This is a genomic window from Streptomyces sp. S4.7, from assembly GCF_010384365.1.
In the GTDB taxonomy this organism is placed as follows: Bacteria; Actinomycetota; Actinomycetes; order Streptomycetales; family Streptomycetaceae; genus Streptomyces.
In genome coordinates this window covers 6,349,696-6,374,601 of the sequence record NZ_CP048397.1, presented here as the reverse complement: position 1 = coordinate 6,374,601, position 24,906 = coordinate 6,349,696, and the positions used below count along the sequence as shown (strand labels likewise).

At 72.0% G+C, this 24,906-nt stretch carries 18 protein-coding genes; 8 read left to right on the top strand and 10 right to left on the bottom strand.

All coding sequences use genetic code 11. The features are described from left to right. The first annotated feature begins 284 nt into the window (after nucleotides 1–284). Both SSPS47_RS28425 and SSPS47_RS28420 read left to right on the top strand, forming a co-directional pair. Complete coding sequence (locus SSPS47_RS28425) at nucleotides 285–2,069, top strand: PucR family transcriptional regulator ligand-binding domain-containing protein (protein ID WP_164255108.1); 1,785 nt, start codon at nucleotides 285–287, stop codon at nucleotides 2,067–2,069. A gap of 364 nt (nucleotides 2,070–2,433) precedes the next feature. Then, nucleotides 2,434–3,192, top strand: a complete 759-nt coding sequence (locus tag SSPS47_RS28420; protein ID WP_203557944.1) for a hypothetical protein — start codon at nucleotides 2,434–2,436, stop codon at nucleotides 3,190–3,192. Between the two features lie 130 nt (nucleotides 3,193–3,322). Here SSPS47_RS28420 and SSPS47_RS28415 read toward each other — a convergent pair whose 3' ends face one another. Further along, nucleotides 3,323–4,111, bottom strand: coding sequence for a GntR family transcriptional regulator (locus tag SSPS47_RS28415; RefSeq protein ID WP_164253436.1), 789 nt, complete (start codon nucleotides 4,109–4,111; stop codon nucleotides 3,323–3,325). Nucleotides 4,112–4,272: 161 nt separating this feature from the next. Between SSPS47_RS28415 and SSPS47_RS28410 the strand changes: the two genes are divergently transcribed. Together SSPS47_RS28410 and SSPS47_RS28405 are read left to right on the top strand one after the other, a co-directional pair. Beyond that, complete coding sequence (locus SSPS47_RS28410) at nucleotides 4,273–5,124, top strand: (2Fe-2S)-binding protein (protein ID WP_164253435.1); 852 nt, start codon at nucleotides 4,273–4,275, stop codon at nucleotides 5,122–5,124. A 230-nt stretch (nucleotides 5,125–5,354) separates the two neighbouring features. Continuing rightward, nucleotides 5,355–6,434: a DUF2637 domain-containing protein gene (locus tag SSPS47_RS28405; protein ID WP_164253434.1), complete on the top strand. Its 1,080-nt coding sequence runs from the start codon at nucleotides 5,355–5,357 to the stop codon at nucleotides 6,432–6,434. Nucleotides 6,435–6,595: 161 nt separating this feature from the next. Here the strand turns inward: SSPS47_RS28405 and SSPS47_RS28400 are convergent, their stop codons facing one another. Further along, nucleotides 6,596–7,012: an ATP-binding protein gene (locus SSPS47_RS28400; protein WP_239065092.1), complete on the bottom strand. Its 417-nt coding sequence runs from the start codon at nucleotides 7,010–7,012 to the stop codon at nucleotides 6,596–6,598. 221 nt (nucleotides 7,013–7,233) lie between these two features. Here SSPS47_RS28400 and SSPS47_RS28395 point away from each other — a divergent pair, with 221 nt between their 5' ends. Then, the gene (locus SSPS47_RS28395) at nucleotides 7,234–10,353 is read left to right on the top strand and encodes a glycoside hydrolase family 38 C-terminal domain-containing protein (RefSeq protein ID WP_164253432.1); all 3,120 of its coding nucleotides are present in this window, start codon (nucleotides 7,234–7,236) and stop codon (nucleotides 10,351–10,353) included. A gap of 18 nt (nucleotides 10,354–10,371) precedes the next feature. Here the strand turns inward: SSPS47_RS28395 and SSPS47_RS28390 are convergent, their stop codons facing one another. Continuing rightward, on the bottom strand, nucleotides 10,372–12,120 hold the full coding sequence (locus tag SSPS47_RS28390; RefSeq protein ID WP_147875015.1) for a pyruvate dehydrogenase: 1,749 nt from the start codon (nucleotides 12,118–12,120) through the stop codon (nucleotides 10,372–10,374). A 97-nt stretch (nucleotides 12,121–12,217) separates the two neighbouring features. Continuing rightward, the gene (locus SSPS47_RS28385) at nucleotides 12,218–13,855 is read right to left on the bottom strand and encodes a protein phosphatase 2C domain-containing protein (RefSeq protein ID WP_164253431.1); all 1,638 of its coding nucleotides are present in this window, start codon (nucleotides 13,853–13,855) and stop codon (nucleotides 12,218–12,220) included. 480 nt (nucleotides 13,856–14,335) lie between these two features. On the opposite strand from SSPS47_RS28385, the gene SSPS47_RS28380 reads away from it, so the two are divergent. Continuing rightward, nucleotides 14,336–15,337 carry a LuxR family transcriptional regulator gene (locus SSPS47_RS28380; RefSeq protein WP_164253430.1) on the top strand — a complete coding sequence of 334 codons (1,002 nt, stop codon included), beginning with the start codon at nucleotides 14,336–14,338 and terminating at the stop codon, nucleotides 15,335–15,337. A gap of 59 nt (nucleotides 15,338–15,396) precedes the next feature. Next, a complete protein-coding gene (locus SSPS47_RS28375; RefSeq protein ID WP_203557943.1) occupies nucleotides 15,397–15,879 on the top strand; it encodes a DUF456 domain-containing protein in 483 nt (160 codons plus the stop codon). Between the two features lie 136 nt (nucleotides 15,880–16,015). Here the strand turns inward: SSPS47_RS28375 and SSPS47_RS28370 are convergent, their stop codons facing one another. After that, nucleotides 16,016–16,789 carry a M23 family metallopeptidase gene (locus tag SSPS47_RS28370; RefSeq protein WP_164255104.1) on the bottom strand — a complete coding sequence of 258 codons (774 nt, stop codon included), beginning with the start codon at nucleotides 16,787–16,789 and terminating at the stop codon, nucleotides 16,016–16,018. Nucleotides 16,790–17,200: 411 nt separating this feature from the next. Between SSPS47_RS28370 and SSPS47_RS28365 the strand changes: the two genes are divergently transcribed. Then, nucleotides 17,201–18,589 carry an N-acetylmuramoyl-L-alanine amidase gene (locus SSPS47_RS28365; protein ID WP_164253429.1) on the top strand — a complete coding sequence of 463 codons (1,389 nt, stop codon included), beginning with the start codon at nucleotides 17,201–17,203 and terminating at the stop codon, nucleotides 18,587–18,589. A 30-nt stretch (nucleotides 18,590–18,619) separates the two neighbouring features. Here the strand turns inward: SSPS47_RS28365 and SSPS47_RS28360 are convergent, their stop codons facing one another. The 5 genes from SSPS47_RS28360 to SSPS47_RS28340 form a co-directional block, all read right to left on the bottom strand. Further along, on the bottom strand, nucleotides 18,620–19,621 hold the full coding sequence (locus SSPS47_RS28360) for a helix-turn-helix domain-containing protein (RefSeq protein WP_164253428.1): 1,002 nt from the start codon (nucleotides 19,619–19,621) through the stop codon (nucleotides 18,620–18,622). A gap of 102 nt (nucleotides 19,622–19,723) precedes the next feature. Further along, nucleotides 19,724–20,686 (bottom strand): terpene synthase family protein, encoded by a 963-nt coding sequence (locus SSPS47_RS28355; RefSeq protein ID WP_164253427.1) that lies wholly within the window; start codon nucleotides 20,684–20,686, stop codon nucleotides 19,724–19,726. After that, the gene (locus SSPS47_RS28350; RefSeq protein ID WP_164253426.1) at nucleotides 20,683–22,041 is read right to left on the bottom strand and encodes a cytochrome P450; all 1,359 of its coding nucleotides are present in this window, start codon (nucleotides 22,039–22,041) and stop codon (nucleotides 20,683–20,685) included. The genes SSPS47_RS28355 and SSPS47_RS28350 overlap by 4 nt, the downstream gene beginning before the upstream one ends. Next, nucleotides 22,038–23,705 (bottom strand): prenyltransferase/squalene oxidase repeat-containing protein, encoded by a 1,668-nt coding sequence (locus SSPS47_RS36065; protein ID WP_164253425.1) that lies wholly within the window; start codon nucleotides 23,703–23,705, stop codon nucleotides 22,038–22,040. The genes SSPS47_RS28350 and SSPS47_RS36065 overlap by 4 nt, the downstream gene beginning before the upstream one ends. Next, nucleotides 23,702–24,784 (bottom strand): polyprenyl synthetase family protein, encoded by a 1,083-nt coding sequence (locus SSPS47_RS28340; protein WP_164253424.1) that lies wholly within the window; start codon nucleotides 24,782–24,784, stop codon nucleotides 23,702–23,704. The genes SSPS47_RS36065 and SSPS47_RS28340 overlap by 4 nt, the downstream gene beginning before the upstream one ends. Between the last annotated feature and the right edge of the window lie 122 nt (nucleotides 24,785–24,906).

The following is a 24,906-nucleotide window of genomic DNA, read 5'->3' as shown; positions in this document are numbered from 1 at the left end:
TCGGTCGTTCATTCGCGATCGGTCGTTCACTGGAGCCCGGGGGACGGCCGGAGTCTCGACTGTCGGTCCGGTTTCGGTCCGGTTGTCTCATACGGATATTCACCAGGTGTTAACGCTGTGTGGCCCAAGTACACCGGCCGTGCTCCGTCCGGTGCAGTCACCGAAACCATGAAGGAGTTGGCTGGGCGGCTTCCGGGTCTTGTAGATTCGAACAAATGGCGAGGCGGCGGACGCTCGCCGAGCACGGCTCATCCGGGACGAGAGAAGAGATCGGCGGCGACGAGATGCGGCTGCGCGCACTGCTGGAAACCGATGCGCTGGGCCTGCGGCTGCTCGGTGGCCGGGACGAGCTCGACCGGACCGTACGCGGTGTGATGACCACCGATCTGCGGGACCCCAGCCGCTATCTGTCGGGCGGCGAACTGGTCCTGACCGGGCTGGCCTGGCGGCGGACGCCCCAGGACTCCGAGCCGTTCGTACGGCTCCTCGCCGGTGCCGGGGTGGCGGGGCTGGCCGCCGGTGAGGCGGAGCTGGGTGCCGTCCCGGACGACCTGGTCGGGGCGTGTCTGCGGCACCGGCTGCCGCTCTTCGCGGTGAACGAGTCCGTCGCGTTCGCGACGATCACCGAGTACGTGGTGCGGCAGGTGTCCGGGGAGCGAGCGGGGGACCTGGCCGCCGTCGTCGACCGGCACCGCAGGCTGATGACGTCCGGCCCGGCCGGCGGAGGGCCGGAGGTCGTCCTTGACCTGCTGGGATCGGACCTCGATCTGCGGGCCTGGGTGCTCTCGCCCACCGGGCGGCGGATCGCCGGGGCGGGCGAGCCGCTGTCCGGCGCGGCGGGCGCGGCTCTGGCGGCGGAGCATCTGGCGGCGACGCGGACGGGGCGGCGGGCACCGCACCGGGTGGCCGTGGACGGCAGGACGTACTCGCTGTTCCCGGTGCGTGCCGGGGGGCGCGGCGCGGCGGGAGCGGGCGGTGCCGGAAGTCCGGGCGGTCCTGGCGGCGGTCCGGGCCCGGACGTGCGCGAGAGCGTCCTGTCCGACTGGCTGCTGGCCGTGGAGGCGGACGCCGGTGAGTGGGCGGCCCCCCGGCTGGATCTGCTCCAGGGCGTCACCCAGCTGATCGCGGTCGAACGGGACCGGCGGGACGCGGCGCGCACGGTACGGCGCCGGCTCGCCCAGGAGATCCTGGAACTCGTGCAGAGCGGTGCCCCGCCCGCCGACATCGCGGCCCGGCTGAGGGTCGCGGCGCCGGTGCTGCTGCCCGGCGACGGAGCGGCCCCGCACTGGCAGCTGGTCGTGGCGCGTGTCGACTGGGACGGCGAGGCCGAGGGCGACTCGGCCGACACGGGTCCGGTCGCCCAGTCGGTGCTGGAGGAGATCCTGGTCGATCCGACGGCGGCGGGCATGGAGTCGGGCGATCGGATCGCGGTGGCCCACACGGGCGGCGAGGCGATCGCGCTGGTGCCGCTGGCGGTACCTTCCGACGCCGGGGACGAGAGCGAAGGCGGGTACGGGGACCGGGACGGTACGGCGCCGGTTGGCGGCGAGGGCCACGCGGAGCCCGCGGACGCGGGTCTGCGCGCCGACGTCCTGCTCGCCGCCGTACGCCGGCCACTGGCCGCCGGACTCGCCGACGACGGCCGGCTGACCCTGGGTGTCAGCGCGGCCGTCCACTCGGCCGAGGGCCTGCGCGGCGCGCTGGAGGAGGCCAGACACGCCCGCCGGGTGGCCGCGGCCCGGCCCGGCCGGGTGTGCGCGGCGGGCCATCACGAGCTGGCCTCGCACGTACTGCTGTTGCCGTTCGTCCCGGACGACGTCCGGCGCGCGTTCACCGCGCGGCTGCTCGATCCGCTGCGCGAGTACGACCGCCGCCACCGCGCCGAACTCGTCCCGACGCTTCAGGCGTTCCTCGACTGCGACGGCTCCTGGACCCGTTGCGCCGCCCGGCTGCATCTGCACGTGAACACGTTGCGGTACCGGGTGGGGCGCATCGAGCAGCTGACGGGCCGCGACCTGTCCCGTCTGGAGGACAAGCTCGACTTCTTCCTGGCGCTCCGGATGAGCTGACCGGGCCCAACACGCGTCACCCGGTGCCAGGTTGACCGCCGTCACCCGTTGCGGTCACGGGCAGGACCCGACCGTGTGACGGGGAGCGGCCCGTGGCCGCCCTCGCGGTGAACTCCCCACCGCCCGGCGGCGGGCGGATCTCCCTGGTCAGCCCGGCCGACGAGATACGTGAGGACCCTGCCGGACGGTGCTCGCGGCCGTCCTGACGGAGCGTCGGGCATCCCCCTGTCGACCCCTTGTTGACCAAGGCATTGTGAATTTTTTCACCTGAACTATTGGCCCGGCGTGCCGATCCGTGCTGAGATGCGTGAGAACTCAACAGCACAATGGCGCGCTCGGGGAGGGCAATGTGGCGGATACCGCCATGTCTGGTTCCGGATTCACTACCGGTGACGACCCACTCCAGACCGCGGTATGGCGGTTGCGCTCGCGCGGCTGTTGGACCGACGCCGCCGCCCTGCTCGCGCCCCATCCGGGAGCCGCGCCCTCTCTCCAGCGGGCGTCACTGCTGGTGGAGCGCTGCCTGTTCACCGGTGAGGGCTGGCCGGAGGCCGAGGACGCGCTCCGGGTCGCGGAGGCCACGGCGCGCGAGGACGACGAACGGGGCGGCGCGGCGTGCGAGCGCGGCCATCTCGCCTACGCGTCCACCGTCCTCGGGGTGCGCGACCGCGCCGACGAGGCGCGTGCCGCGCTCGGGCGGGCCGCCGCGCTGCTCGCCCCGACGGCGCCCGGCCGTCCGCTGCTCGACTTCCGGCGGGGCCTGATCGCCGAACACCTCTCGGACTCCCCGCAGTCGGCCCTCGCCGCGTACCGGCGCGCCCACGCGGGCGCCACCGCGCACGGGCAGTCGCTGCTGCTCTCCTTCACCTGGCGCCATCTGGCCGGGCTCGCGCTGCGCGAGGGCGAGCTGGCGGAGGCGCGGCACGGCTTCGGCGAGTCGCTGCGGATCCGTGAGGAGCTGGGCTATCTGGTCGGTACGGCCCCGGCACTCGCCGCCCTGGCCGACGCCGAACCGGAGCCGGAGGCGACACGACTGCGTGCGGAGGCGGGCCGGCTGTTCCGCCTGCTGGACGGCGTCCCGACCTGGCTGGCGGCACAACTCGCGCCACCCACGGCGGCCTGATCCGACACGGCGCCGGGCGAGGGAGCCCTGAGGTCACTCCCCGGCCGGACGTCGCCGGAAGCGGGGGACGCCACCCGCACGCGCACGGTACCGAAGCCCGGTGCGTACCTCGCGGCGGCGCCGGGAGTGGTCAGCCCGCGCCGCCGGTGAAGTGCTGTCGTACGAGCGAGCGTACGACCGGCAGATCGCCGGCGATCAACGCGTCGAGCAGGGCGGAGTGCTCGGCGGCGTCCGCGACGAGCTCGGCCCTGACCGTCCTCGGCGCGCCGACGAGCGGCCACTGCGCGCGGCGGTGGAGGTCGTCGGCGACCAGGACCAGCTGCCGGTTGCCGGAGAGGCCGAGGAGCGCGCCGTGGAAGGCGCGGTCGTGGTCCGCGTAGGCGGCGAGATCGCCGTGCGCCGCCGCCGTGGCGGTCACCTCGGCCAGTGGGCGCAGCTGCGCCCAGCGATCGGCCGCGACGGTCCGCGCCAGCCTCAGCATCACCGGGACCTCGATCAGCGCCCGTACCTCGGCCAGCTCGGACAGATCGCGGGCGGTGCGCTCGGCGACCCGGAAGCCCCGGTTGGGGACGACCTCGACGGCGCCTTCGAGTACGAGCTGCTGCATGGCCTCGCGCACGGGGGTGGCCGACACTCCGAAGCGCTCGCCGAGCGCGGGCCCTGAGTAGACCTCGCCGGGCACCAGCTCGCCGCTGACGAGGGCGGTACGGAGCGCGTCGAGGACCTGGCCGCGTACGGAGTACCGCCGCACGGTACGGCGTACGCCGGGCTCGGGCGAGGTGGCGGGCACGGCGCGGAGCGCGTCGTGGGTGTGCTCGCCGCGCGCCTGGTCCGGGACTCGCGGGGCGTCCTCGGCCCGCGTACGGCCCGACGCCTGCCGGGGGGCGGTCGCACCGTCGTGCGCGCTGCCCAGCTCCATCGCGCGTCCTCCTCCGGCTGTCACGTCCTCCAGGTCGTCCCGGCTCGCGCGAACCGGGCCCCCGAAGCACCATAGGCGGACAGGGTGACAGTTCAAACATGATTCGTGTCGGGTAAGGTAAGCCTCACCTTCAAACGATCGCGATTCGGTGGTCCCCAGGAATGTCTGCGCACACCCTGCTGTCCGGCCGGTTCTCCTCACCGGTCGCCGATGCCTACCGGCGACTGACCGAGGTCTTCCCCTCGCTGGGCATCGACGAGCTGACGGACGGTGAGCGTCCGGCGGCGGGCGACGGCTGGGTCGGCGCGACCGATCTCACGGCGGGCGGATCCGCCGTCGACACGTTTCTCGCCTGGGACGAGGCGCAGGTGGTGCGCGACTACGGCCAACGGGCCCGCCCGGACGTCGTCGCGACCTTCGGACTCCACCGATACGCCTGGCCCGTCTGCCTGTTGATCACCGTGCCGTGGTTCGTGAGCCGTCGGGTGCCGCGCATCCCGGTGGAACACGTCTCCTTCCAGCGGGCGCGGGGCCGCATCGCCGTCCGGATCGACGAGTTCGCCTGTCTGCCGGGTGACCCCGCCGCCGAGCTGCCGGGCGCCAGGGTGGTACCGGACGAGGAGGCGCTGCGCGCGGAGGTGCGTTCGGCGGTGGCGGAGCATCTCGGCCCGGTACTGGCCGCGTTCGGGCCCCGTATGCGCCGTCGCAACCACGCCCTGTGGGGCATGGCGACGGACGAGATCGTCGAGGGGCTCTGGTACGTCTCGCAGCTGCTGGGCGAGGAGCGGCGCGCGATGGCGGAGCTCGAACTGCTGCTGCCGGGAACGACGAAGCCGTACGTCGGTACGGCGGGCTTCCGTGAACTGCGGGGCACCGGCGGCGAATCGCTGCCCACCAGGGACCGGGCGAGCTGCTGCTTCTTCTACACGCTGCGTCCCGAGGACACGTGCGTGACCTGCCCGCGCACGTGCGACGCCGACCGGGTCCGGCGCCTGAGCGCAAGCAGCAACTGACCTTCCTACGGCCTTCGTTGGACCATGCCACTCTTCCGGGTTGCATGAGGGCGGGTCAGATTCGAATGCAACTCGGGCCCCTCGCCCGTTCGTTCGAGGGGACTCCTCCTATTCGCGTATCCTTGCGCCTCGTTGGCGTTCTCTTGTCCCGAAACACTCCTGCGCGCAGCGGTGGTTCGGCCAATATGGCGCCCGAAACGCCCCACTGCGATGCAAGGGACAGACACCGCATGCGACTGACCGACCCACCGCTCAACTGGCTGCTTCCGAGCGGCGTGATGCTTATCGGAGTCCTGGTAGCGGTGGCTTTGATCGCGCGCGGAAAACGCGCAGGCGCCAAGACCGCGGCCGAGGACTCCTGGGAGCGCAGCGAGGAGCGCCGCAGACGGAAGGAAGCGATCTACGGAAGCGCCTCCTATCTGCTGCTGTTCTGCTGCGCCGCGGTGGCCGCCGCGCTCTCCTTCCACGGCCTCGTCGGCTTCGGCCGGCAAAACCTCAACCTCACGGGCGGCTGGGAGTATCTCGTACCGTTCGGTCTCGACGGGGCGGCGATGTTCTGCTCCGTGCTGGCGGTGCGCGAGGCCAGTCACGGCGATGCCGCACTCGGCTCACGGCTGTTGGTGTGGACGTTCGCCGGCGCCGCCGCCTGGTTCAACTGGGTGCACGCGCCGCGCGGCATGGAGCACGCGGGAGCGCCGCAGTTCTTCGCCGGCATGTCGCTCTCGGCCGCCGTGCTGTTCGACCGGGCGCTGAAGCAGACCCGCCGGGCGGCCCTGCGTGAACAGGGCCTGGTGCCCCGTCCGTTGCCGCAGATCCGGATCGTCCGGTGGCTGCGGGCGCCCCGTGAGACGTTCGGCGCCTGGTCGCTGATGCTCCTCGAAGGCGTACGCACACTGGACGAGGCGGTCGACGAGGTACGCGAGGACCGCAGGCAGAAGGAACAGAACAAGCACCGGCGGCGCGAGCAGGAGAAGTTGGGCCGGGCGAGGATCAAGGCCCTCAACCGGCAGCACCGGGCCTGGGGGCGCGGCCGTGGCCGCCAGGTCGAGCTGCCGGGAGCGGCGCCCGTACCGGCCGTGACCGGCGGGAGCGGTTCACCGCCGGCCGTCGGAGCCGCCTCCCCGGAGCCCGTCATAGGCGAACTGCGCGAGGCCGACACGTCGCTCGGGCGGCCCCAGCCCCCTCTCCAGCCGGTGAAAGGGTACGACGCGCGTACCGTCGACCTGACCGCGGAGGACGACACCCAGGCGCTGCCCCGGCTCGACTCGCTGGAGCGCAAACTCAGGCATCTGGAGCAGCAGTTCGGCTGAGCGCCGTACTCGGAGAGACGGCTCGTCGACGAGTGGGCACATGACGGACGACCGGCGTGGCGGGAGACCGTCGCGCCGGTCCGTCGTTGGCGTACGCCCCGTGCGGCGGTGGCCGCCCCGGCTCGGCCGAGGCCGTCTCGCCGTCTCGCCGTCTCGCCGTCTCAGGCCGTCTCGCCGTTCAGCTCGAACCAGACCATCTTGCCCAGGCCCTGGGTCAGCACCCCCCAGGCGTCGGCGAGTCCGTCGACCAGGACCAGCCCCCGCCCGTGCGTCCCGTCGTCCTGCGTCGGCGCGTTCGGCGTCGGCGGGGCGTCGATGAAGTCACGCACCTCCACCCGCAGCCGGGAGTCGGCGACCGTGGCCTTGACCACCGCTCCGTGTTCGGTGTGCACCAGCGCGTTGGTCACCAGCTCGCTCGTGAGCAGCTCCGCGACCTCGGCCGACTCGCGCTCCCGCCAGTGACTCAGCAGCTCGCGCAGCGCGTGGCGCACCTCGGGAACCGCCGTGAGATCGGCGCTCTCCACTCTGCGGAGCAACTGCTTGCGCAGCAGTCGCGTCTGCTCCCCCGTGCCTCTCATGTCCCCCATCTCCCCCATGCCCCCGTTGTCCGTGCGAGCTTCCTCTCTTGAACGCTCTCCCCAGATGCATTCCCCACTGGCCACCGGCCACTCATGGCGATGCGGGACGGTGTGCCGGTGAGTGCCTGGTGCTTCTGGTGGGAAGTGAGGGGTTGCGAGATCGGCCGGACACCTGGAGTCTGCCGTTCCGGAAGGCTGAGCCGTAGACCTGAGGAGCCTTGATGCACGACGACCGCACCCTGGTGGAGGGCCGGCTCGAACGCGCCCTTCGCCAGTTCATCCGCCCCGCCCAGTACGCGGCCAGGACGCCGCTCGTCCTCTCGGTCTGGGATGTGCCGGGCGAGCCGGTGCCCGTGGAGCAGGCACTCCAGGCGACGTACGAGCCGTTCCACACCGGCACACCGTGGGGCCCGCCCTGGTCGACCAGCTGGTTCCGGCTGGAGGGCGTCGTGCCGGACGAATACGCCGGGCTGCGCGTGGAGGTCGTGATCGACCCGGGCTTCACCGACGAGGGGCCCGGCTTCCAGGCCGAGGGGATGGTGTACGACGCGGCCGGCGTGCCCATCAAGGGCGTCCACCCGCGCAACCGCCATGTCCCGGTCGGCGCACCCGCCGAGGGCGGCGAGGTGGTCCATCTGCTCCTCGAAGCCGCGGCGAACCCGTCGATGCCCGCCCACTTCCTGCCGACGCGCCTCGGGGACGTGAAGACGGCCGGTGACACCCCGCTGTACACCTTCGCCGCCGCCGACATCGCCGTGCTGGACGAGAACGTGTGGCATCTGGTGCTCGACATCGAGGTGCTGTCCGAGCTGATGGCGGAGCTGCCCGCAGACCGGTCGCGGCGGCACGAGATCCTGCGCGCCCTGGAGAACATGCTGGACGTGCTCGATCTGCACGACGTGGCGGGTACGGCGGTGGCGGCCCGTGCCGAACTGGCCGGCGTCCTGGCCAGCCCGGCGGCGCCGAGCGCCCACCGCGTCTCGGCGGCCGGGCACGCGCACATCGACTCGGCGTGGCTGTGGCCGCTGCGCGAGACCGTACGCAAGGCGTCCCGGACGTTCGCCAATGTCACCGCGCTCGCCGGGGAGTACCCGGAGCTGGTCTTCGCCTGTTCGCAGGCGCAGCAGTACGCGTGGGTCAAGGAGCACCAGCCGCACATCTGGGAGCGCATCAAGAAGGCCGTGGCCGACGGCAATTGGTCTCCCGTGGGCTCGATGTGGGTGGAGTCGGACGCCAACATGCCGGGCGGCGAGGCGCTGGCCAGGCAGCTCGTGCACGGAATGCGTTTCTTCCAGGAGGAGTTGGGGGTCGAGACGCAGGAGATCTGGCTGCCCGACTCCTTCGGCTACACGGCCGCGTTCCCCCAACTGGCCAAACTGGCGGGCGTGAAGTGGTTCCTCACGCAGAAGCTGTCGTGGAATCAGACGAACAAGATGCCGCACCACACGTTCTGGTGGGAGGGCATCGACGGCACCCGGGTCTTCACCCACTTCCCGCCGGTCGACACCTACAACGCGCAGTTCCACGCGTCCGAACTGGCCCATGCCGAGCGGAACTTCGCCGACAAGGGCCGGGCGTCGCGCTCACTGGTCCCGTTCGGCTGGGGTGACGGCGGTGGCGGTCCCACCCGCGAGATGCTGGAGAAGGCGCGCCGGCTGAAGTCCCTGGAGGGCTCGCCGCGCGTCGAGATCGAGAAGCCGGCCGCGTTCTTCGCCGCCGCCGAGGAGGAGTACGCGCAGAAGGCGCCGGTCTGGTCGGGCGAGCTGTATCTGGAGCTGCACCGGGCGACGTACACGACGCAGGCGAAGACCAAGCAGGGCAACCGGCACAGTGAACACCTGTTGCGGGAGGCCGAGTTGTGGGCGACGGCCGCCGCGCTGCGGACGCCGTCGTACGCGTATCCGTACGAGGAACTGGACCGGCTGTGGAAGACGGTGCTGCTGCACCAGTTCCACGACATCCTGCCGGGCTCGTCCATCGCGTGGGTGCACCGGGAGGCGAGGGACACCTACGCGCGGGTGCGGGAGGAGCTGACGGAGATCACGGCGGCGGCCGTCGCGGCCCTCGGCGGCAGCGGCGGTGGGGGTGCGGCGGCGGTGCTCAACACCTCGCCGTACGAGCGGACCGAGGTCGTCGAGGCCGACACGGCCGACGTTCCCGAGGGCAGCGCGGTGCAGGCGCTGAACAGCCACGGCCGGTCCGCGGTCGCCGTACGCGTGCCCGGACTGGGCGCGACGGCGCTGACCGCCGCCGAGACGGCGGGCGAGATCGCGGGCGTGACGACGCGCGCCGAGGGCTCCGACGTGATCACCCTCGACAACGGGCTGCTGCGGGTCACCGTCGACCGCGAGGGCCTGCTCACCTCCGTACGCGATCTGACGGCGGACCGTGAGGTCCTGGCGCCGGGCAGCCGGGGCAATCTGCTCCAGCTGCACCCCGACCACCCCAATCAGTGGGACGCCTGGGACATCGACCGGCACTACCGGCACCGGCACACCGATCTCACGACGGCGGAGTCCGTGCAGCTGGTGGAGCAGGGACCGCTGCGGGCGACGGTCCGGGTGGTCCGTACGTTCGGTTCGTCGTGGATCGTGCAGGAGATCCGGCTCGCGGCCGGCGGCCGGCGGGTGGACGTCGTCACCGAGGTCGACTGGCAGGAGTCGGAGAAGGTCCTCAAGGCGGCGTTCGCGCTGGACGTGCACGCCGAACGGTCCACCGCCGAGATCCAGTTCGGTCATGTGCACCGTGCCACGCACGCCAACACCAGTTGGGACGCGGCCCGGTTCGAGATCTGCGCGCACCGCTGGCTGCGGGTCGCCGAGCCCGGCTACGGCGTGGCGGTGGTCAACGACTCGACGTACGGCCACGACGTGACCCGCACCGAGCACGACGAGGGGCTGGGCACGACGGTGCGGCTGACGCTGCTGCGGGCGCCGCACAGCCCGGACCCGGAGACGGACCTGGGCACGCACCGGTTCAGCTACGCGCTGGCGCCGGGCGCCGAGGTGACGGACGCGGTACGGGAGGGGCTGGCGCTCAACCTGCCGCTGCGGGTCGCCGCCGCTCCCGCGTCGGCGCCGCTGGTCTCCGTCGACCACCCGGCGGTCACGGTGGAGTCGGTGAAGCTCGCCGAGGACCGTAGCGGCGATGTGGTGGTCCGGCTCTACGAGTCGGCGGGCAACCGCGCGTCGGCCCTGCTGCGAACCGGTTTCCCCGTCGTACAGGCCCAGGTCACCGACCTGCTGGAGCGACCGCTGCACGAGGCGGGAACGGGTGCGGAGGGCCTGCGGGTGTCACTGCGCCCGTTCCAGATTCTCACACTGCGGTTCACGCCCGCGTAGGAACAGCGGTGGGAGGGGTCAGGGCCGCGGCAGGTTGCGCAGGTTGGAGCGCGCCATCTGGACCATGCGGCCCACCCCTCCGTCCAGCACGATCTTCCCGGCCGAGAGCGCGAAGCCCTGGACCATGTCGGCGCTGATCTTCGGCGGCATGGACAGGGCGTTCGGGTCGGTGACCACGTCCACCAGGGCCGGGCCCTTGTGCTTGAAGGCGTCCTTGAGCGCGCCCGCGAGTTGCTTGGGCTTCTCCACCCTGACCCCGAACGCCCCGGCGGCGCGGGCGACGGCGGCGAAGTCGGGGTTGCGGTTGGTGGTGCCGTACGAGGGCAGACCGGCCACCAGCATCTCCAGCTCGACCATGCCGAGCGCGGAGTTGTTGAACAGGACGATCTTCACGGGGAGTTCGTACTGCACGAGAGTGAGGAAGTCACCCATCAGCATGGTGAATCCGCCGTCGCCGGACATCGAGACGACCTGGCGCTCCCGGTCCACGAACTGCGCGCCGACGGCCTGCACCATGGCGTTGGCCATCGACCCGTGGCTGAACGAACCGATCACCCGGCGGCGGCCGTTGGGCGACAGATAGCGGGCCGCCCAGACGTTGCACATGCCGGTGTCCACGGTGAACACCGCGTCGTCGTCGGCCACTTCGTCCAGCACGGACGCGACGTACTCGGGGTGGATCGGGACGTGCTTGTCGACCTTGCGGGTGTACGCCTTGACGACGCCTTCGAGCGCGTCGGCGTGCTTCTTGAGCATCTTGTCCAGGAACCGGCGGTCGCTCTTCATCCGCACCCGGGGCGTCAGACAGCGCAGCGTCTCGCGTACGTCGCCCCAGACGGCGAGGTCCAGCTGGGAGCGGCGGCCGAGGCGTTCGGGCCGGACGTCGACCTGGACGATCTTGACGTCGGTGCCGTCGGGCAGGAAGGCGTTGTACGGGAAGTCGGTGCCGAGCAGGATGAGCAGATCGCACTCGTGGGTGGCCTCGTAGGCGGCGCCGTAACCGAGCAGTCCGCTCATACCGACGTCGAACCTGTTGTCGTACTGGATCCACTCCTTGCCGCGCAGGGCGTGGCCGATCGGGGACTTGATCCGCTCGGCGAACTCCATGACCTCCGCGTGCGCCCCCGCCGTACCGCTGCCGCAGAAGAGCGTGACCCGGTCCGCGTCGTCGATCATGTCGACCAGCTTGTCGATCTCCAGGTCCCCGGGTCGCACCGTCGGCCGGGACGTCACCAGGGCGTGCTCGATCGCCTTCGTCGGGGCCGGCCGCGACGCGATGTCGCCGGGCAGCGTCACCACGCTCACACCACCCCGGCCGACCGCGTGCTGGATGGCCGTCTGGACGAGCCGGGGCATCTGCTCGGGACTGGAGATCATCTCGTTGTAGTGGCTGCACTCCTCGAACAATCGCTCGGGGTGCGTCTCCTGGAAGTATCCGAGGCCGATCTCCGCGGTGGGGATGTGCGAGGCGAGCGCCAGGACCGGGGCCATCGAGCGGTGCGCGTCGTACAGCCCGTTGATCAGGTGCAGATTGCCGGGCCCGCAGGAGCCGGCGCAGGCGGCGAGCTTGCCGGTGATCTGGGCCTCGGCGCCCGCCGCGAAGGCCGCCGCCTCCTCGTGCCTGACCTGCACCCAGTCGATGGCGGCGTTGCGCCGGATGGCGTCGACGACGGGGTTGAGGCTGTCGCCGACGACTCCGTACAGGCGCCGCACGCCCGCGCGGGCGAGGATGTCGACGAACTGCTCCGCCACGTTCTGCCTGGCCATGGAAGCGCCCTTCTGCTGTCGGGGGATGCCGGGCCGGCGGGACGCGGACCGGGGTCCCCTCCGAGACCCGGTGTCCATCAACCCACGCCCCGCGCGGTTACGCCTCCCAGACCGCCACGGCCGTACGGTCGTCGGCGTAACCCTTCACCCGCAGCCGGACGTCCGACAGGTACTCGGCGAGCCCCGGCGGCTCGGCGGACGCCCAGCGCGCGGCCAGCTCGTCGCCCAGGGCCGGTTCACCGCGCAGCGGCTCGGCGAGCCCGACGCTGGTCAGCAGCAGTGTGTCGCCCGGACGGGCGACCGAGGCCCGGAAGCGGAACGGCTCCGGAGGCGGCGGAACGGGATCCTCGACAACCGGTCCCGGAGGCTTGGTGATCTCCAGATCCATCGTGAGGCGGTCACCCTCGGGCGTCTGTTCTTCGGCGTCGGACCGGGGGGAGCCGAAACCGAGGACCGGCTCGCCCCTGATGTCGGCCGGTTCGGGGAGGAGCGGCTCCAGGTCCTGCCAGGCGCCGTCCCTGAGCCGGAAGAGCCCGCCGCCGCCGACGCCGAAGAAGACGCGGGTCCGGCACTCGGGGTCGGCGGAGAGCAGCAGACAGCGCAGGCTCGCGGTGTAGTCCTCCGGTTCGCGTCCCAACTCGGCCGCGCGGGCGCGCAGCTTGCCGTACGTACGGTCGGTGAGCCGGTGCAGTCCGGATTTCAGGTCGCCGCGGCGGCCCGCTCTTATGTCCTCGGCGAGCCGGTCGCAACTGCGGCCGACCGCGCCGCCGATCCAGCGGCAGGCGTCGGCGGCGGACAGGTGGGCGCCCTCGGTGGCGCGCGCGCCGGTGGCAACGGCGACCAGGACGAGGGCGCTCGCGCCGGCGCCGAAGCGGGCGGTGAGCAGCGCGTCCCTGCGGGGCTCGCCCCGGTAGCGCGCCGAATCGCCGCGCATGGAGGCGGCGCGCAGGGTGTACGTGCCGTACCGGGCACCGTCGAGCACGGTGTCGGCGACGAGTTGGCCGAGTTCCTCGGCTTCGGCGGCGGGCAGCGCGGTGGGTTCGTCGTCGTAGGTGGGCGGCCCGTCGCCGACGTGGGTGACAGGGGCGGCGGGAGCGGGGGCGGGCTTGGGCGCGGGCCGGGGAGGAACCGGCGGCTCGGGGGCGGCGGCGCGCGGATCCGGGGCCGGGGTCCGGACCGGGGTGGTGACCGGCGGCGGCGCCGGATCGGCGGCGTCCGGCAGCGGTCCGGCGGGGCCGGGATCGAACGCGGCGGGCGGCGGCTCCCACGGTGCCCGTGGCCGGGGTGTGAGAGGGGCCGGCGCGACGGGGCCGGGCGCCGGAGCCTGCGCGGGCGGGGGCGCGGGGGCCGCCCCCGGCCTGTCGACGGTCGTGGGCGGTGACGCCGGTCCGGGCGCGGGCGCCTGGATCACCGGGTAGGCGCCGCGCGCCTCCCACCAGGCCATCGGCCGCGAGACGGGCCCGCCGCCGGCGGCGGCTCCCACGTCCATGTCCTCGTCCTCGTCGCCCGCGTCCTCCTCGTCGTCCACACCGATCGCGTCGACCGCCCGCCCGTACCCCGCCCGTGTGGTCGCGTCCGCGGCGCCCTCGGCGCCGAGCGTGTCCGCCGCCGAGTCGAAACGGTCCTCGATCGTGTCGTCCGGCGCCTCGGCCGGACCGGTGTCGGGTGCGGACTCGTCGTACAGCCGGCCCCACCAGTCGTCGGTGGTGGCGGGCCGGTCCCCCTGCTGGCTCATGCTCCTATTGTCGACCGCACGAGGCGTCAGAAAACGGGACACCCCGAAAAAGTAGGAGGCGTGGCGCGATGACGTCACGACCGCGCGGCCCAAGTCCGCCGGGCGACCCCACCCCCCACGGGAAGGACGCCCGGCGGACGTTCGGCAGGCCGGAACGCACCAGGTGCGCCGACCAGGATTCGGGGCCGGAGACCGGCCTCGGTGTCAACCGTACGCCGATTCGAATCGTAGCGACTCGTCGGGGTTCGACGGGAACGTCCGGGTAGTCAGCTTATCCGGCATACGAGGATCCGCCGTACGGGGGGCGGACACGCACCGACGCGACCCGGGCATATCCCTGACGTCTGCCGATCCCGCAATGTCGCCACATTGGCAGAGTGACGCGTGGTACGGGGATGATGTGCGCGGCGGGTTTACGCCGTGGCCGGTATCCGCCACGCCCCGCCGGGTTTGAACGTCCGTCCGGGGAGGGGTGCAGGGGTGCTGGGAGCGATAGGTCTCGACGAGAGACAGGAATCGGCGTACCGCGCGCTGGTGGCGCTCGGCGCCGCCGACGCGGCCGATCTGGCGCATCGGCTCGCGATGCCCGAGCAGGACACCGAGCGCGCGCTGCGCCGGCTGGAGCAGCACGGACTGGCCGCGCAGTCGTCGGCCCGCACCGGGCGCTGGGTGGCCGCGCCGCCCGCCGTGGCGCTGGGCGCGCTGCTCACCCAGCAGCGCCACGAGCTGGAGCGGGCCGAGCTGGCCGCCGTACTGCTCGCGGAGGAGTACCGCGCCGAGTCGGCGGGTCCCGCCGTGCACGATCTGGTCGAGGTGGTGACGGGCGCCAGCGCGGTGGCGCACCGTTTCCACCAGCTCCAGCTGGGGGCGACGGAGGAGATACGGGCGCTGGTCACCGGCAGGCCCGTGGTGGTGACGGGTGTCGACAACGAGTCCGAGGAGCGGGTGGTGACGCGCGGTGTCCGCTACCGCGTGGTGATCGAGCGCGAGGTGCTGTCGCTGCCGGACGGGATCACCGAGCTGTCGGCGGCGCTCGGCCGTGACGAGCAGGTACGGGTGGTCGACCGGGTACCGACCAAGCTGGTGATCGCCGACCGCGCCCTGGCGATGGTGCCGTTGACGGGGGGCGACGCGGAGCCCGCGGCCCTGGTCGTCCACTCGAGCGGGCTGCTGGAGTCACTGTCGGGGCTCTTCGAGGCGGTGTGGCGCGACGCGCTGCCGCTGCGGCTGGTCCCCGGCGGGGACGGGGCGGCGGTCGTGGAGGACGCGGCCGAGGGGCCGGGCGAGACCGATCTGGAGGTGCTGTCCCTGCTGCTCGCGGGGATGACGGACGCGAGCGTCGCCAAGCAGCTCGATCTGGGGCTGCGGACCGTGCAGCGCCGGGTGAAGGCCCTGATGGAGCTGGCGGGCGTGACGACGCGGCTCCAGCTGGGCTGGCACGCGTACGAGAAGGGCTGGGTGGCCCGCGACCTGCGGGAGTGAGGACACGGGGGGCGAATCGTCCGCGTGCCACTCCGGGCGGGATCCTGCACTCTTGGCAGATGGACGTGTGGCAGCTCGTGCTGGTGGGTCTGGTCATGCTGCTGGGCGTCCTCGGTGTGCTGATTCCGGGGGTGCCGGGGCCCGCCATCGTCTGGGCCGCCGTGGTCTGGTGGGCGCTGAGCGACACCTCGGTGACGGCCTGGGCGCTACTGATCGCCGCCACGGCGCTGCTGCTGCTCAACCAGGCGCTCAGACCCCTGCTGCCGTCCCGCCGCACACGCGAGACCGGCACCCGCCGGCGCACTCTGCTGGCGGGCGGGCTGGCCGGGATCGTGGGCTTCTTCGTGGTGCCGGTGGTGGGCACGGCGCCGGCGTTCGTCGGGGGGATCTACGCGGTCGAACGGGTACGGCTGGGCAGCCACCGCGACGGCTGGGCCTCGACGCGCGCGGTGATGCGCTCGGCGGGCGTTCCGGTACTGGTCGAACTGTTCTGCTGCCTGCTCGTGGCGGGTACGTGGCTGGGCGTGCTGGTCTGGGGCTGAACGGGGCGCCGCGTCCGTGAAGTACCCGGCGACCGGCCGGTCCTGCGGGTCCGGGCGGTCGGGGGCGAGCGGTCCGGCGGCTCGGTGGGCGCCGCCCTCCTGAGCCGCCGGTCGCGCCCGTGCGCGGATGTACCTGTCAGCAGAGCGGCACGCCGGGGAGTTGGGCGGCCGGATGGTCGATGTAGATGTTCGACATGAAGCCGCCCTGGTCGCGCAGCTTGCTCCACCAGTTGTTGGTGTAACCCTCGGCGTTCACGGTGTCGCCCTGCTTCTGGCACACGACGTGGACGTTCGTGGGGCCTGCCAGCCGGGTCACGACGGCCGCGTTCAGCCGGGCGTCGGCGCGGACGCTGACATCGGTGCCCCAGGTGGTGAAGGGGGTACCGCCGCCTCCGCCGCCGCAGCCGTTGTCGCTGGTGAGGAAGTGCTGGTTGTAGCTGCCGGGGTAGGGCAGGCCGCCACCGTTGATGACGATGTTCTGTCCGACGCCGTTGAGCAGCTGCTCGTAGTGCAGGTGGGGGCCCGAGGAGTTGCCGCTGGAGCCCGTGGTGCCGATCTGCTGGCCCTGGTTGACGAACTGTCCGCTGGCCACCGAGAAGGAGCCGAGGTGGAAGTAGTACGTCTTCCAGCCGCCGCCGTGGTCGATGGAGATGTAGTTGCCCGCGCCGCTCGGCTGGCTGTGCCGGGTCGCCGTACCGGCGGCCGACGCGAGGGCCGGAGTGCCGTTGGTGGTGCCGCCGTCGGCCCGTACGAAGTCGAGCGCACGGCGGACCTCGGCGGAGTGGTGGCTGTAGGTCCACCGCTGCCCGCACGGGTAGGGCGCCTTGAAGTTGGGGCCCGCCGCCTCGGCGGCCGTGTCGGAGGTGCCCGCTTCGGCCGCTTCGGCCGCCGCAGCGGGTACCGTCAGCATCCCGACTAGTACGAGGAGCACACCGGCGAATGTGGTCGATAGGCGTCTGAGACGGGTCACGAATGCTCCCGGGTGTGGGGGAAGCAGCCGATCGGCGGGCGGGCCGGCGACCGCTGCGAGACCCGGCAAAAGTAGCGACGGGCGCACCGTCCCACAACGACTGGACAGCGCGTTTCGTCGGAGATGAAATGTCTTGCTCCTGACAAGTCGGCGCTCCATCATGGCGTCGGTGCCGCCGGTGCGGCAGAGTACGTCCCGCCTGCCCCACCCCCACAGCCCCCACCCGGCACCACTCCTCAAGTCACCTGTATACCCCAGGAGTTGACAGCTCCTCACCCCGCCTTGCCCCCACTTGTGCGCACAGGTCCCGGACCCGCGCACCACTGAGCGGAGAGCAGATCGATGACCTTGATGACAGGCAAGACAGGCTGGAAGCGCGGCCGGGCCGCGCTCCTCGGCAGCGTGGTCGCCGCGTCGCTGGCCCTCGCCGGCCAGCCGGCGACGGCCGCGCCGTACCCCGGTGGCGCCGGCACCGAAGCCGGCTCCGGCGCGATGAACACCGCGTTCGAGAAGGCCGCCACCGAGTTCGACGTGCCCCGTGACCTGCTCGTCGCCGTCGGATACGGCGAGACGCACCTCGACGGCCACGGCGGCAGACCGAGTCAGGCGAACGGCTACGGTGTGATGCACCTGGTCAGCCAGCCGAAGCACAAGACGCTGGAGCGGGCCGCGAAGCTCACCGGTGAGTCCGTGGCGGACCTCAAGAAGGACACGGCGGCCAACATCCGCGGTGGCGCCGCCGTCCTGCGCGCCGTCGCCGACGAACAGGGTCTGGACGCCACCGACCGCGACTCGCTCGCCGAGTGGTACCCCGTCGCCGCCGAGTACGGCGCGGCGGCGAACGACCGGACGGCGCGGCTGTACGCGGACACCGCGTACGACCTGCTGAACAAGGGCCTGCGCGCCCAGGCCGCCGGCAACGAGCAGATCCTCGTCGAGGCGCGCAAGGTGACGCCCGACCGCGGCAAGTACGCGAGCATCGCCTCGGACTTCGGCGTGCTGAGCGACGACTACGGGCCCGCGCTCTGGGTCCCGGCGAGCACGTCGAACTACCAGACCGGCCGTACGGCGGCGATCAACCAGGTCGTCGTCCATGTCACCCAGGGGTCGTACGCCGGCTCCATCAGCTGGTTCCAGAACCCGTCCGCGCAGGTCAGCGCGCACTATGTGATCCGCTCCTCGGACGGCCAGGTCACCCAGATGGTCCGGGACGCCAACACGGCCTGGCACGCGCGTTCCGCGAACGCCAGCTCCATCGGCATCGAGCACGAGGGCTTCGTCGCCGACCCGTCCTGGTTCACCGACTCGATGTACCGCTCGTCGGCCGCGCTGACCCGTCACCTCACCGCGAAGTACGGCATTCCGCGCACCCGCGCGGGCATCGTCGGCCACAGCGAGGTACCGGGCAACGACCACACCGACCCCGGCGCCAACTGGAACTGGACCTACTACATGTCGCTGGTCAACGGCGGCGGCGGTGACCCGGGCCCCGGCACCTCGTTCCCGACGTGGGGCACCGGCGTGAGCATCCGTCAGGCGGCGACGACCACCTCGGCGCAGGTGGCCAGTCTGGCGGGACCGACAACGGTCAAGGTCCAGTGCCAGAAGCGTGGCGAGCTGGTCAACTACCAGGGGTACAGCAACGACGCCTGGTCGTATCTGCCGGACTACGGCGGCTACATCTCGAACATCTTCATCGACGTCTCGGACGCGTGGCTGCCGGGCGTGCCCAACTGCTGATCTCCCAGCCGTAGTTGATGCACCACCGCCTCAGGGGGCGGGGCCGTCCAGCAGGGCGGTGCCCAGCTGGGTGCGGTGGTGCATCATCCGGTTGCCGTGCCGGTGCGAGGTGAGCAGGCCCGCCTCGCGGAGTACGGAGGCATGCCGGCTCGCCGTCGAGGGGGCCATCCGCAGCGCCCCCGCCAGACCCGTCGTCGTCATCGGCCGGTCGAGCAGTTCGAGCAGCCGGGCGCGCGAGGTGCCGATCAGCTGGGCGACGGGTGGCGTCACCTCACCTTGCCGATGGCGGAACAGCCAGCCGGGCGCGGGGGACAGCGGGTGGACCAGCACCGGGGGAAGCTCGTCGTCGACGAGAGCCAGCGGTGTACCGACGCAGAAGAAACCCGGAATCAGCGTCAACGTCTGCCCGTACAGCCGGAGTTCGCGGCTGACCGGATACGGCGTGCGCAGGATGCCCTCCTCGCAGCGCCAGCCGGGCATCTCCTCGTAGCTGGCCACCAGTCCCTCCGCTCCCCCGGTCAGCGCCGCCTCCGCGCGGCGGGACCGGTCGGCCGCGGCCTGCGCGCGGATGGCGGGCAGGTACGGCGCCACGGCGAGCGAGTAGTACCGCCGCAGCGTAGTCCCGAGCCGGCGCAGCGCCTCCGTTTCACCCTCGGACAGCCGCCGTACGGTGGCCGGGACCGGTCCACGTCTGCGCGCGTAGAGTCGTGCGAGATCGGCGACCAGGCGGCGGCGGGGAGTCGACAGCAGCCGGTCCACACCGACATCGATTTCCAGCTCGCCGCGGCCGGGCGTCAGGAAGTCGGGGAAGTACTCGGCCGACGGGCACAGCAGCATCAATTCCCTTACAGCGGAGGCCAGTCCGGCGCGTTCCAGGGCCGAGCGGACCTCGCGCCGCCAGGGAGCGAAGGCCGGCGGGACGTGCTGGTTCTGGAGCAGGTGGAGGCTGAGCGCGGCCTCCCACAGAGCGTCGGCTCCGTCCGCCACGCGCAGCCGGGCCAGCTCCCGTCCACGGAGATCGACTCGCAGCATGTTGGGCTCCCCCGGAAAGCCTGTGCGTTCAGGGCGGAGTGTAGCGGGACCGGGTCGCGCCTTGATCGCTGTCGAGCACGGCCCGGTCCGGCCGGACAGGACCTAGATCTGGTACCGGGAGTGGTCGATGTGCCAGACGTAGGAGGACGCGATGGACTTGAGGGCTCCTGCGTGCGCGGACAACGGGCCTTCGACGACGGTCAGTTCGGCGATCCGGGCGGACGCGACGGCGGCCTGCTGTTCGCACATGCGGGAGGCCAGCCGGAACGCCTCTTCGAGGTCGCACCCGTGCTCTCGCATCAGCAGCGACGGCAGGTTGAGGGTGGTCGGTCCGTCGTGGGCGGTCTCCTTCGCGTACGAGGCGAGGTCGTTGATCCAGCCGGCGAGGTCCGCGACAGCCGTCCGGAGTTCCCGGGCCGACTCCGAGGACCGGTCCCGTTCGGTCAGTTCGTGGCCGAGTGCGATCTCCGCCGTGACCATGAGGGTCCGCACGAAGACGGTGTGCGGACGCATCGCCAGGTAGTCGGACAGGGTGACGTGGGCCGGGCTGTCGATGTGGTGCGCCTCCCAGAGGATGCCCAGGAGGTTGTCCCGCAGATGTGCGGTGAGCCGCAAGTACTGCGTGGGAGTGGCCCGTTGCGCGAACCGGGCCAGCAGGTCGCCCAGCGCGGCGCCGAAGGGACCCGGACTGCCCGGCGGTTCGTCGTGGCCGGCGAGGAGGTGGACGTACTCACCGGTCGTGCGGACCAGACGCGCCGGATCGCGGGCTCCCGCTGCTTCGCCGTGCGCGTCGTCGAACGCGGTGAGCCACAGGAAGAGGTCGGCGCAGAGAAAGAGGTCGGTCCGCCCGGCGGCCGGGAAGGTGCGGGCCATCCCCTGGCCGGTGATGTTGGCCAGGGCGCCCAGTTTGCGCTCCGAGGCGACGAGCGGGTACGTCCCGAGCCACTCGGTGGCGTGGCGCTCGATGTCGTCGGCGTGCGCGCTCGCCGGGAAGGGACCGGGGAAGGAGTCCCGCAGGTCGGGCATCGGAAGGGCGGGCGCCTTCGTGCGCGTCGAGTCGTTCACCGGGCCCTCCCCGTGACGGCGTGGTGCCTGAGTTCGGGGACCATGTGAAGCGACGACGGGTGCGTGGTGATCGCGCCGACCGGACGTACGGTGCCCGGTGTCGGCCGGAGCCGCCAGCGGGAGGCGACCATCGCCGTGATGATGGTCGCCTCCGTCCAGGCGAACGCGTCCCCCATGCACATGCGTTTGCCGGAACCGAAGGGAATGAAGGCGCCCTTCGGCGGCTGGGGACGCTCCGGGAGCCAGCGGTCGGGGTCGAAGCGCAGCGGGTCGGGGTAGATGTCGGGGTCCCGGTGCAGCGCGTAGGCGCTCCAGATCACGTCCGTGCCGGCCGGCAGGCTGAACTCGCCCAGTCGCACGTCCGAGATGGCCTGCCGGGTCACGAGCCACGCGGGGCTGTACAGCCGCAGGGTCTCGCTGACGAGCCTGCGGGTGAAGGCGAGCCGGGGGACGCGGTCGGCGGTGATCGGGCCTTCGGCGAGGACGGGGTCGACCTCCTCGTGGAGCCGGCGTTCCAGGTCCGGGTTGCGGCCCAGCTCGTGGAAGAGCCAGGCGAGGACGACCGCGGTGGTCTCGGAGCCCGCGGCGAGCAGTCCGGTGACCTCCGAGAGGATCTCGTCGTCGGGCAGCGCCGCGCCGGTCTCGTCCCTCGCGGTCAAAAGCAGCGAGACGACGTCGTCGTACGCCCCGGGGTTGGCGCGGTGTTCCGCGATGATCTCGGCGACCGCGGTACGCAGCGCGCTGCCGGCGTCCCGCGCCTTCCGGTTGCGCCGGGTGGGCAGCCGTTCGAGGGCGGAGATGGGCAACAGGGCGCGCTGGAGCGCGGTCCTGAAGACCGTGTCGACGCTGTTGAGGATCGTGTGGGCGGGTTCGCGCCGGGGCGCCGCGGAGAACAGGGCGGACATGACGACGCCCTGTGTCATGAGCTGCATCTCGGTCTTCATGTCGATCGGGGTTCCGCCGTCCCAGCCCGCGATGTACGGCTGCACGGTCTCCCGCATGGTGTTGACGTAACCGGCGATCTGCTCGCGGTGGAAGGCCGGCTGCATCATGCGGCGGCGGCGCAGATGGGGCTTGCCCTCGGCGACGGGCAGGGCGTCCTTGCCGAAGAGTTTGAGCTTCTCGAAGAGCAGTCCCTTGGTGAACTCGTCGGACTGGCTGGTGAGCATCTTGTGGATCAGCTCGGTCGAGTTGACCACCGTCATCGTCTTCGGGCCGACGGTGATGCGGACGATGGGGCCGTGCGCGCGCAGACTCTGGATGAAGGCGAGGCGGTCCTTGATCAGGGGTACGGCGTGTCCGATGAGCGGCAGCTTCCCCGGCGCGATCGGCGGAACGTATCTGCTGGTCGTCACGTGTCTGTCCTACCTTCCCGCGTCGTTGGATGCGGTCGTCCGGCGCCCGGCCAGGCAGTGCCGTGCCGTGTGCGCAACAGTTCCCGCACGGCGAGGACTTCGGCCTCGATCATGGCGCCGGGCGCGTAAAGGGTCTTGTCGTGCCACAGAGCGGGGTGCTCGCCGGAGCCGGCCCCTTCGTTCAGATACGTCTCGGCGAGGTCCAGGGCGCGCAGGTGCCGGGGCCGCGGATCGGCTGTCGCCAGCAGGATCCGCGCGGCGTACGCGGTCTCCTCCGTGGTGCCGCCCCAGATCCCCCAGGAGCCGTCGTCGCGCTGGGTGTCGAGGGTCCAGGCCACGGCTGTCCCGACGGCGGTGGCCGCCCGGTCTCCGCCGTGGCGCGAGAGCGCGGCCACACACCGCGCGGTGGCGTAGTAGGGCGAGGCGTGCCATTTGTCGGGCCACGGTCCTTCGGGCCGCTGCTGCCCGACGAGCCAGTCGCTCAGCTTGTCCGCCCGGGGACCGTAGGTGTGCTGTGCCTCGGGGTGGTGGCGCAGATAGCTGCCGAGCGCGTGGAGCGCGTGGGCGTTGGCGGTGACCGATCCGGTGTCCTCGCCTATGTAGCAGTCGTAGTGACTGCCGTTGTGGAACAGGTCGAGCGGCTCGGGGGTGTGGTCCAGGCCGACCAGTGAGGACACCAGCACGGCCATGGCGGTGTCGTCGGCGTCCGTCATGAGTCCGGGTGCGCCGCGCACTCCCCGGGGGTCGTAGAGGTCGGTGGCCCAGGCGCGGACGGTGGGCACACTGGTGGGGGGCAGATCGACACCGGCCAGCGCGGCGGCGACCCACAGGCGCTCGAAGACAAGGATCGGGGCCGCCTCGGGGAAGAGGCCCGAGTAGCGTTCCGCCACGGCTTCGAGGGCCGCGACGGTCCCGGCGGAGGGCTCGTGCGAGACCGCGGCCCGGGCGGCGGTGGCGGCCGGTGAACTGCCCAGCAGGTCCGGCCCGTCGGGTATGAGCGCCCCTGGTATGTACCCGGCCACGCCTTCGAAGGTGTGGTGCAGCTTGACGGGGAGGCTGCCCGCCGAGGCGTACCGCCTGGCCAGGTACCCGGGCACGGACTGGTCGTAGCCTCCGGGAAGCGCGGGCGCCGGCCCCGGACGCCAGTCGCCGACGACCGGTGTCCGGTCGTCTCCGACGTGGGTGAGCCGCTCGTGGATCTTCGCGACGAGGCCGGGGACGAGGATCTCGGCCGCGGCGGTGTCGGGCCAGGGTCCTGCCGAGGGCAGCGCGCGCAGCGCGGCGAGACCGCTGTCGACCGCGGTGGTGAGGCGCCGGGTCGTCTCCTCGGACATGCCTCCCCGTCCCAGGAGCGCCAGTGCGGCTTCCACGGCGCTGAGGGTCGGCAGCAGCCGGTAGCGCTCCGGCCCTTCACCCCAACTCCCATCGGGTGCCTGCGCGTTGAGCAGATACGCGATCCGGCGCTGTTCGCCGGACAGCCAGGGGGCCGCCGAGACGACCCGCGCGGTCTCGTACAGGGAGGGGCGGACGCTGCCCCACGGGTCCTGGTCGATGCCGGCCACCAGTCGGGCGGCCTGTTCGGGGTAGGTCGCGTTCGCGACCGTGTCGTTCACGGGTTCGTTCGACCTCACGGTTGCGGTGACGGTGGACGGGCGGGCGGTCATGTCCGCCGCTCCGTGGCGGCCAGGGCGATCTCGCGCAACCGGCCGGTGGTCTCTTCCGGGAAGGGCGCCTCGTCCAGTGCGGCGAGGGCCTCGTCGCGGCGGGCGGTGATCTTCTCTTCCACGCTCTGCCGGGCGCCGGTGGAGTCGAGGATGGTCCGTATCTCGGCGGCCTGGTCCTCGTCGAGGTCGCTCCGGCCGACGAGGCCGCGCAGGGTCCCGCGCTCGGTGGCGGAGGCTCGCTGGACGGCGAGGGCCATCAGTACGGTGGCCTTCCCCTCGCGCAGGTCGTCCAGTACCGGCTTGCCGGTCTCCGCGGGATCGCCGAACACTCCGAGCAGGTCGTCCCGCAGCTGAAACGCTTCTCCCAGTGGGACGCCGAACGCGGTGCAGGCGTCGAGCACGGCCGGCGGGGCTCCGGCCACCGCCGCTCCTATGTGAAGAGGGCGTTCCACGGTGTACTTGGCGGTCTTGTACCGGATGACGTGCAGCGCCGTTTCGACATCGCCGGTCAGCCGGCCGGTGGTCTGCAGGTCCAGGAGCTGGCCGTACATCACTTCGCTGCGCATCTCGGCCACCAGCGGCAGCACTTGGGCGAGCCTGCTCGGGTCGAGGCCCGCCGTATGGAGGAATTCGTCGGACCACACGAGTGCCAGGTCTCCGAGGAGGACGGCGGCGCCCAGCCCGTGCGCGGCGGCACGCCCGTGGGGACCGCCGTTGTCGGTGTACGCGGCGGCCAGCGCGCGGTGCGCGGAGGGCCGGCCGCGTCGGACATCGCTGTCATCCATCACGTCGTCGTGCACGAGGGCGAAGACCTGGAAGAGTTCGAGGCTCGCGGCCGCGCGGATGGCGGCCGTCATCTCTCCGTCCCCGCCGGCGGCGTGCCACCCGTAGACGCACAGCACGGATCGCAGCCGTTTCCCGCCGGTGAGGAACGCGCGCAAGGTGGAGGTCAGATAGAGCAGTTCGGTCCCCGGCGCCGCCTCCTCCTTGGCGTCGAGGAATGTGGTCAGGGCCGCGCTCACCTGGTGCCGTACGGACATCAGGTCCGGTGGACTGGCGGCGGGACATGTGGTTGCCATCGGTGGTTGATCCCCTTTCGGTCGAGAACCGTCATGGTGGTTCCGTTCGGGCAGAGGACGCGGCCAGGACACCGGCTTTCCCGCGGGTGTCACGGTGGTGCGGGTCCTTGGCCGACGGCACC

Coding starts and splice junctions, on each gene's coding strand:
- SSPS47_RS28340 (WP_164253424.1), bottom strand. CDS start 24,784: ATGGCAACCACATGTCCCGCCGCCAGTCCACCGGACCTGATGTCCGTA.
- SSPS47_RS28375 (WP_203557943.1), top strand. CDS start 15,397: ATGGACGTGTGGCAGCTCGTGCTGGTGGGTCTGGTCATGCTGCTGGGC.
- SSPS47_RS28400 (WP_239065092.1), bottom strand. CDS start 7,012: ATGAGAGGCACGGGGGAGCAGACGCGACTGCTGCGCAAGCAGTTGCTC.
- SSPS47_RS28415 (WP_164253436.1), bottom strand. CDS start 4,111: ATGGAGCTGGGCAGCGCGCACGACGGTGCGACCGCCCCCCGGCAGGCG.
- SSPS47_RS28370 (WP_164255104.1), bottom strand. CDS start 16,789: ATGCTGACGGTACCCGCTGCGGCGGCCGAAGCGGCCGAAGCGGGCACC.
- SSPS47_RS28410 (WP_164253435.1), top strand. CDS start 4,273: ATGTCTGCGCACACCCTGCTGTCCGGCCGGTTCTCCTCACCGGTCGCC.
- SSPS47_RS36065 (WP_164253425.1), bottom strand. CDS start 23,705: ATGACCGCCCGCCCGTCCACCGTCACCGCAACCGTGAGGTCGAACGAA.
- SSPS47_RS28420 (WP_203557944.1), top strand. CDS start 2,434: ATGTCTGGTTCCGGATTCACTACCGGTGACGACCCACTCCAGACCGCG.
- SSPS47_RS28395 (WP_164253432.1), top strand. CDS start 7,234: ATGCACGACGACCGCACCCTGGTGGAGGGCCGGCTCGAACGCGCCCTT.
- SSPS47_RS28405 (WP_164253434.1), top strand. CDS start 5,355: ATGCGACTGACCGACCCACCGCTCAACTGGCTGCTTCCGAGCGGCGTG.
- SSPS47_RS28360 (WP_164253428.1), bottom strand. CDS start 19,621: ATGCTGCGAGTCGATCTCCGTGGACGGGAGCTGGCCCGGCTGCGCGTG.
- SSPS47_RS28385 (WP_164253431.1), bottom strand. CDS start 13,855: ATGAGCCAGCAGGGGGACCGGCCCGCCACCACCGACGACTGGTGGGGC.
- SSPS47_RS28390 (WP_147875015.1), bottom strand. CDS start 12,120: ATGGCCAGGCAGAACGTGGCGGAGCAGTTCGTCGACATCCTCGCCCGC.
- SSPS47_RS28425 (WP_164255108.1), top strand. CDS start 285: ATGCGGCTGCGCGCACTGCTGGAAACCGATGCGCTGGGCCTGCGGCTG.
- SSPS47_RS28365 (WP_164253429.1), top strand. CDS start 17,201: ATGACAGGCAAGACAGGCTGGAAGCGCGGCCGGGCCGCGCTCCTCGGC.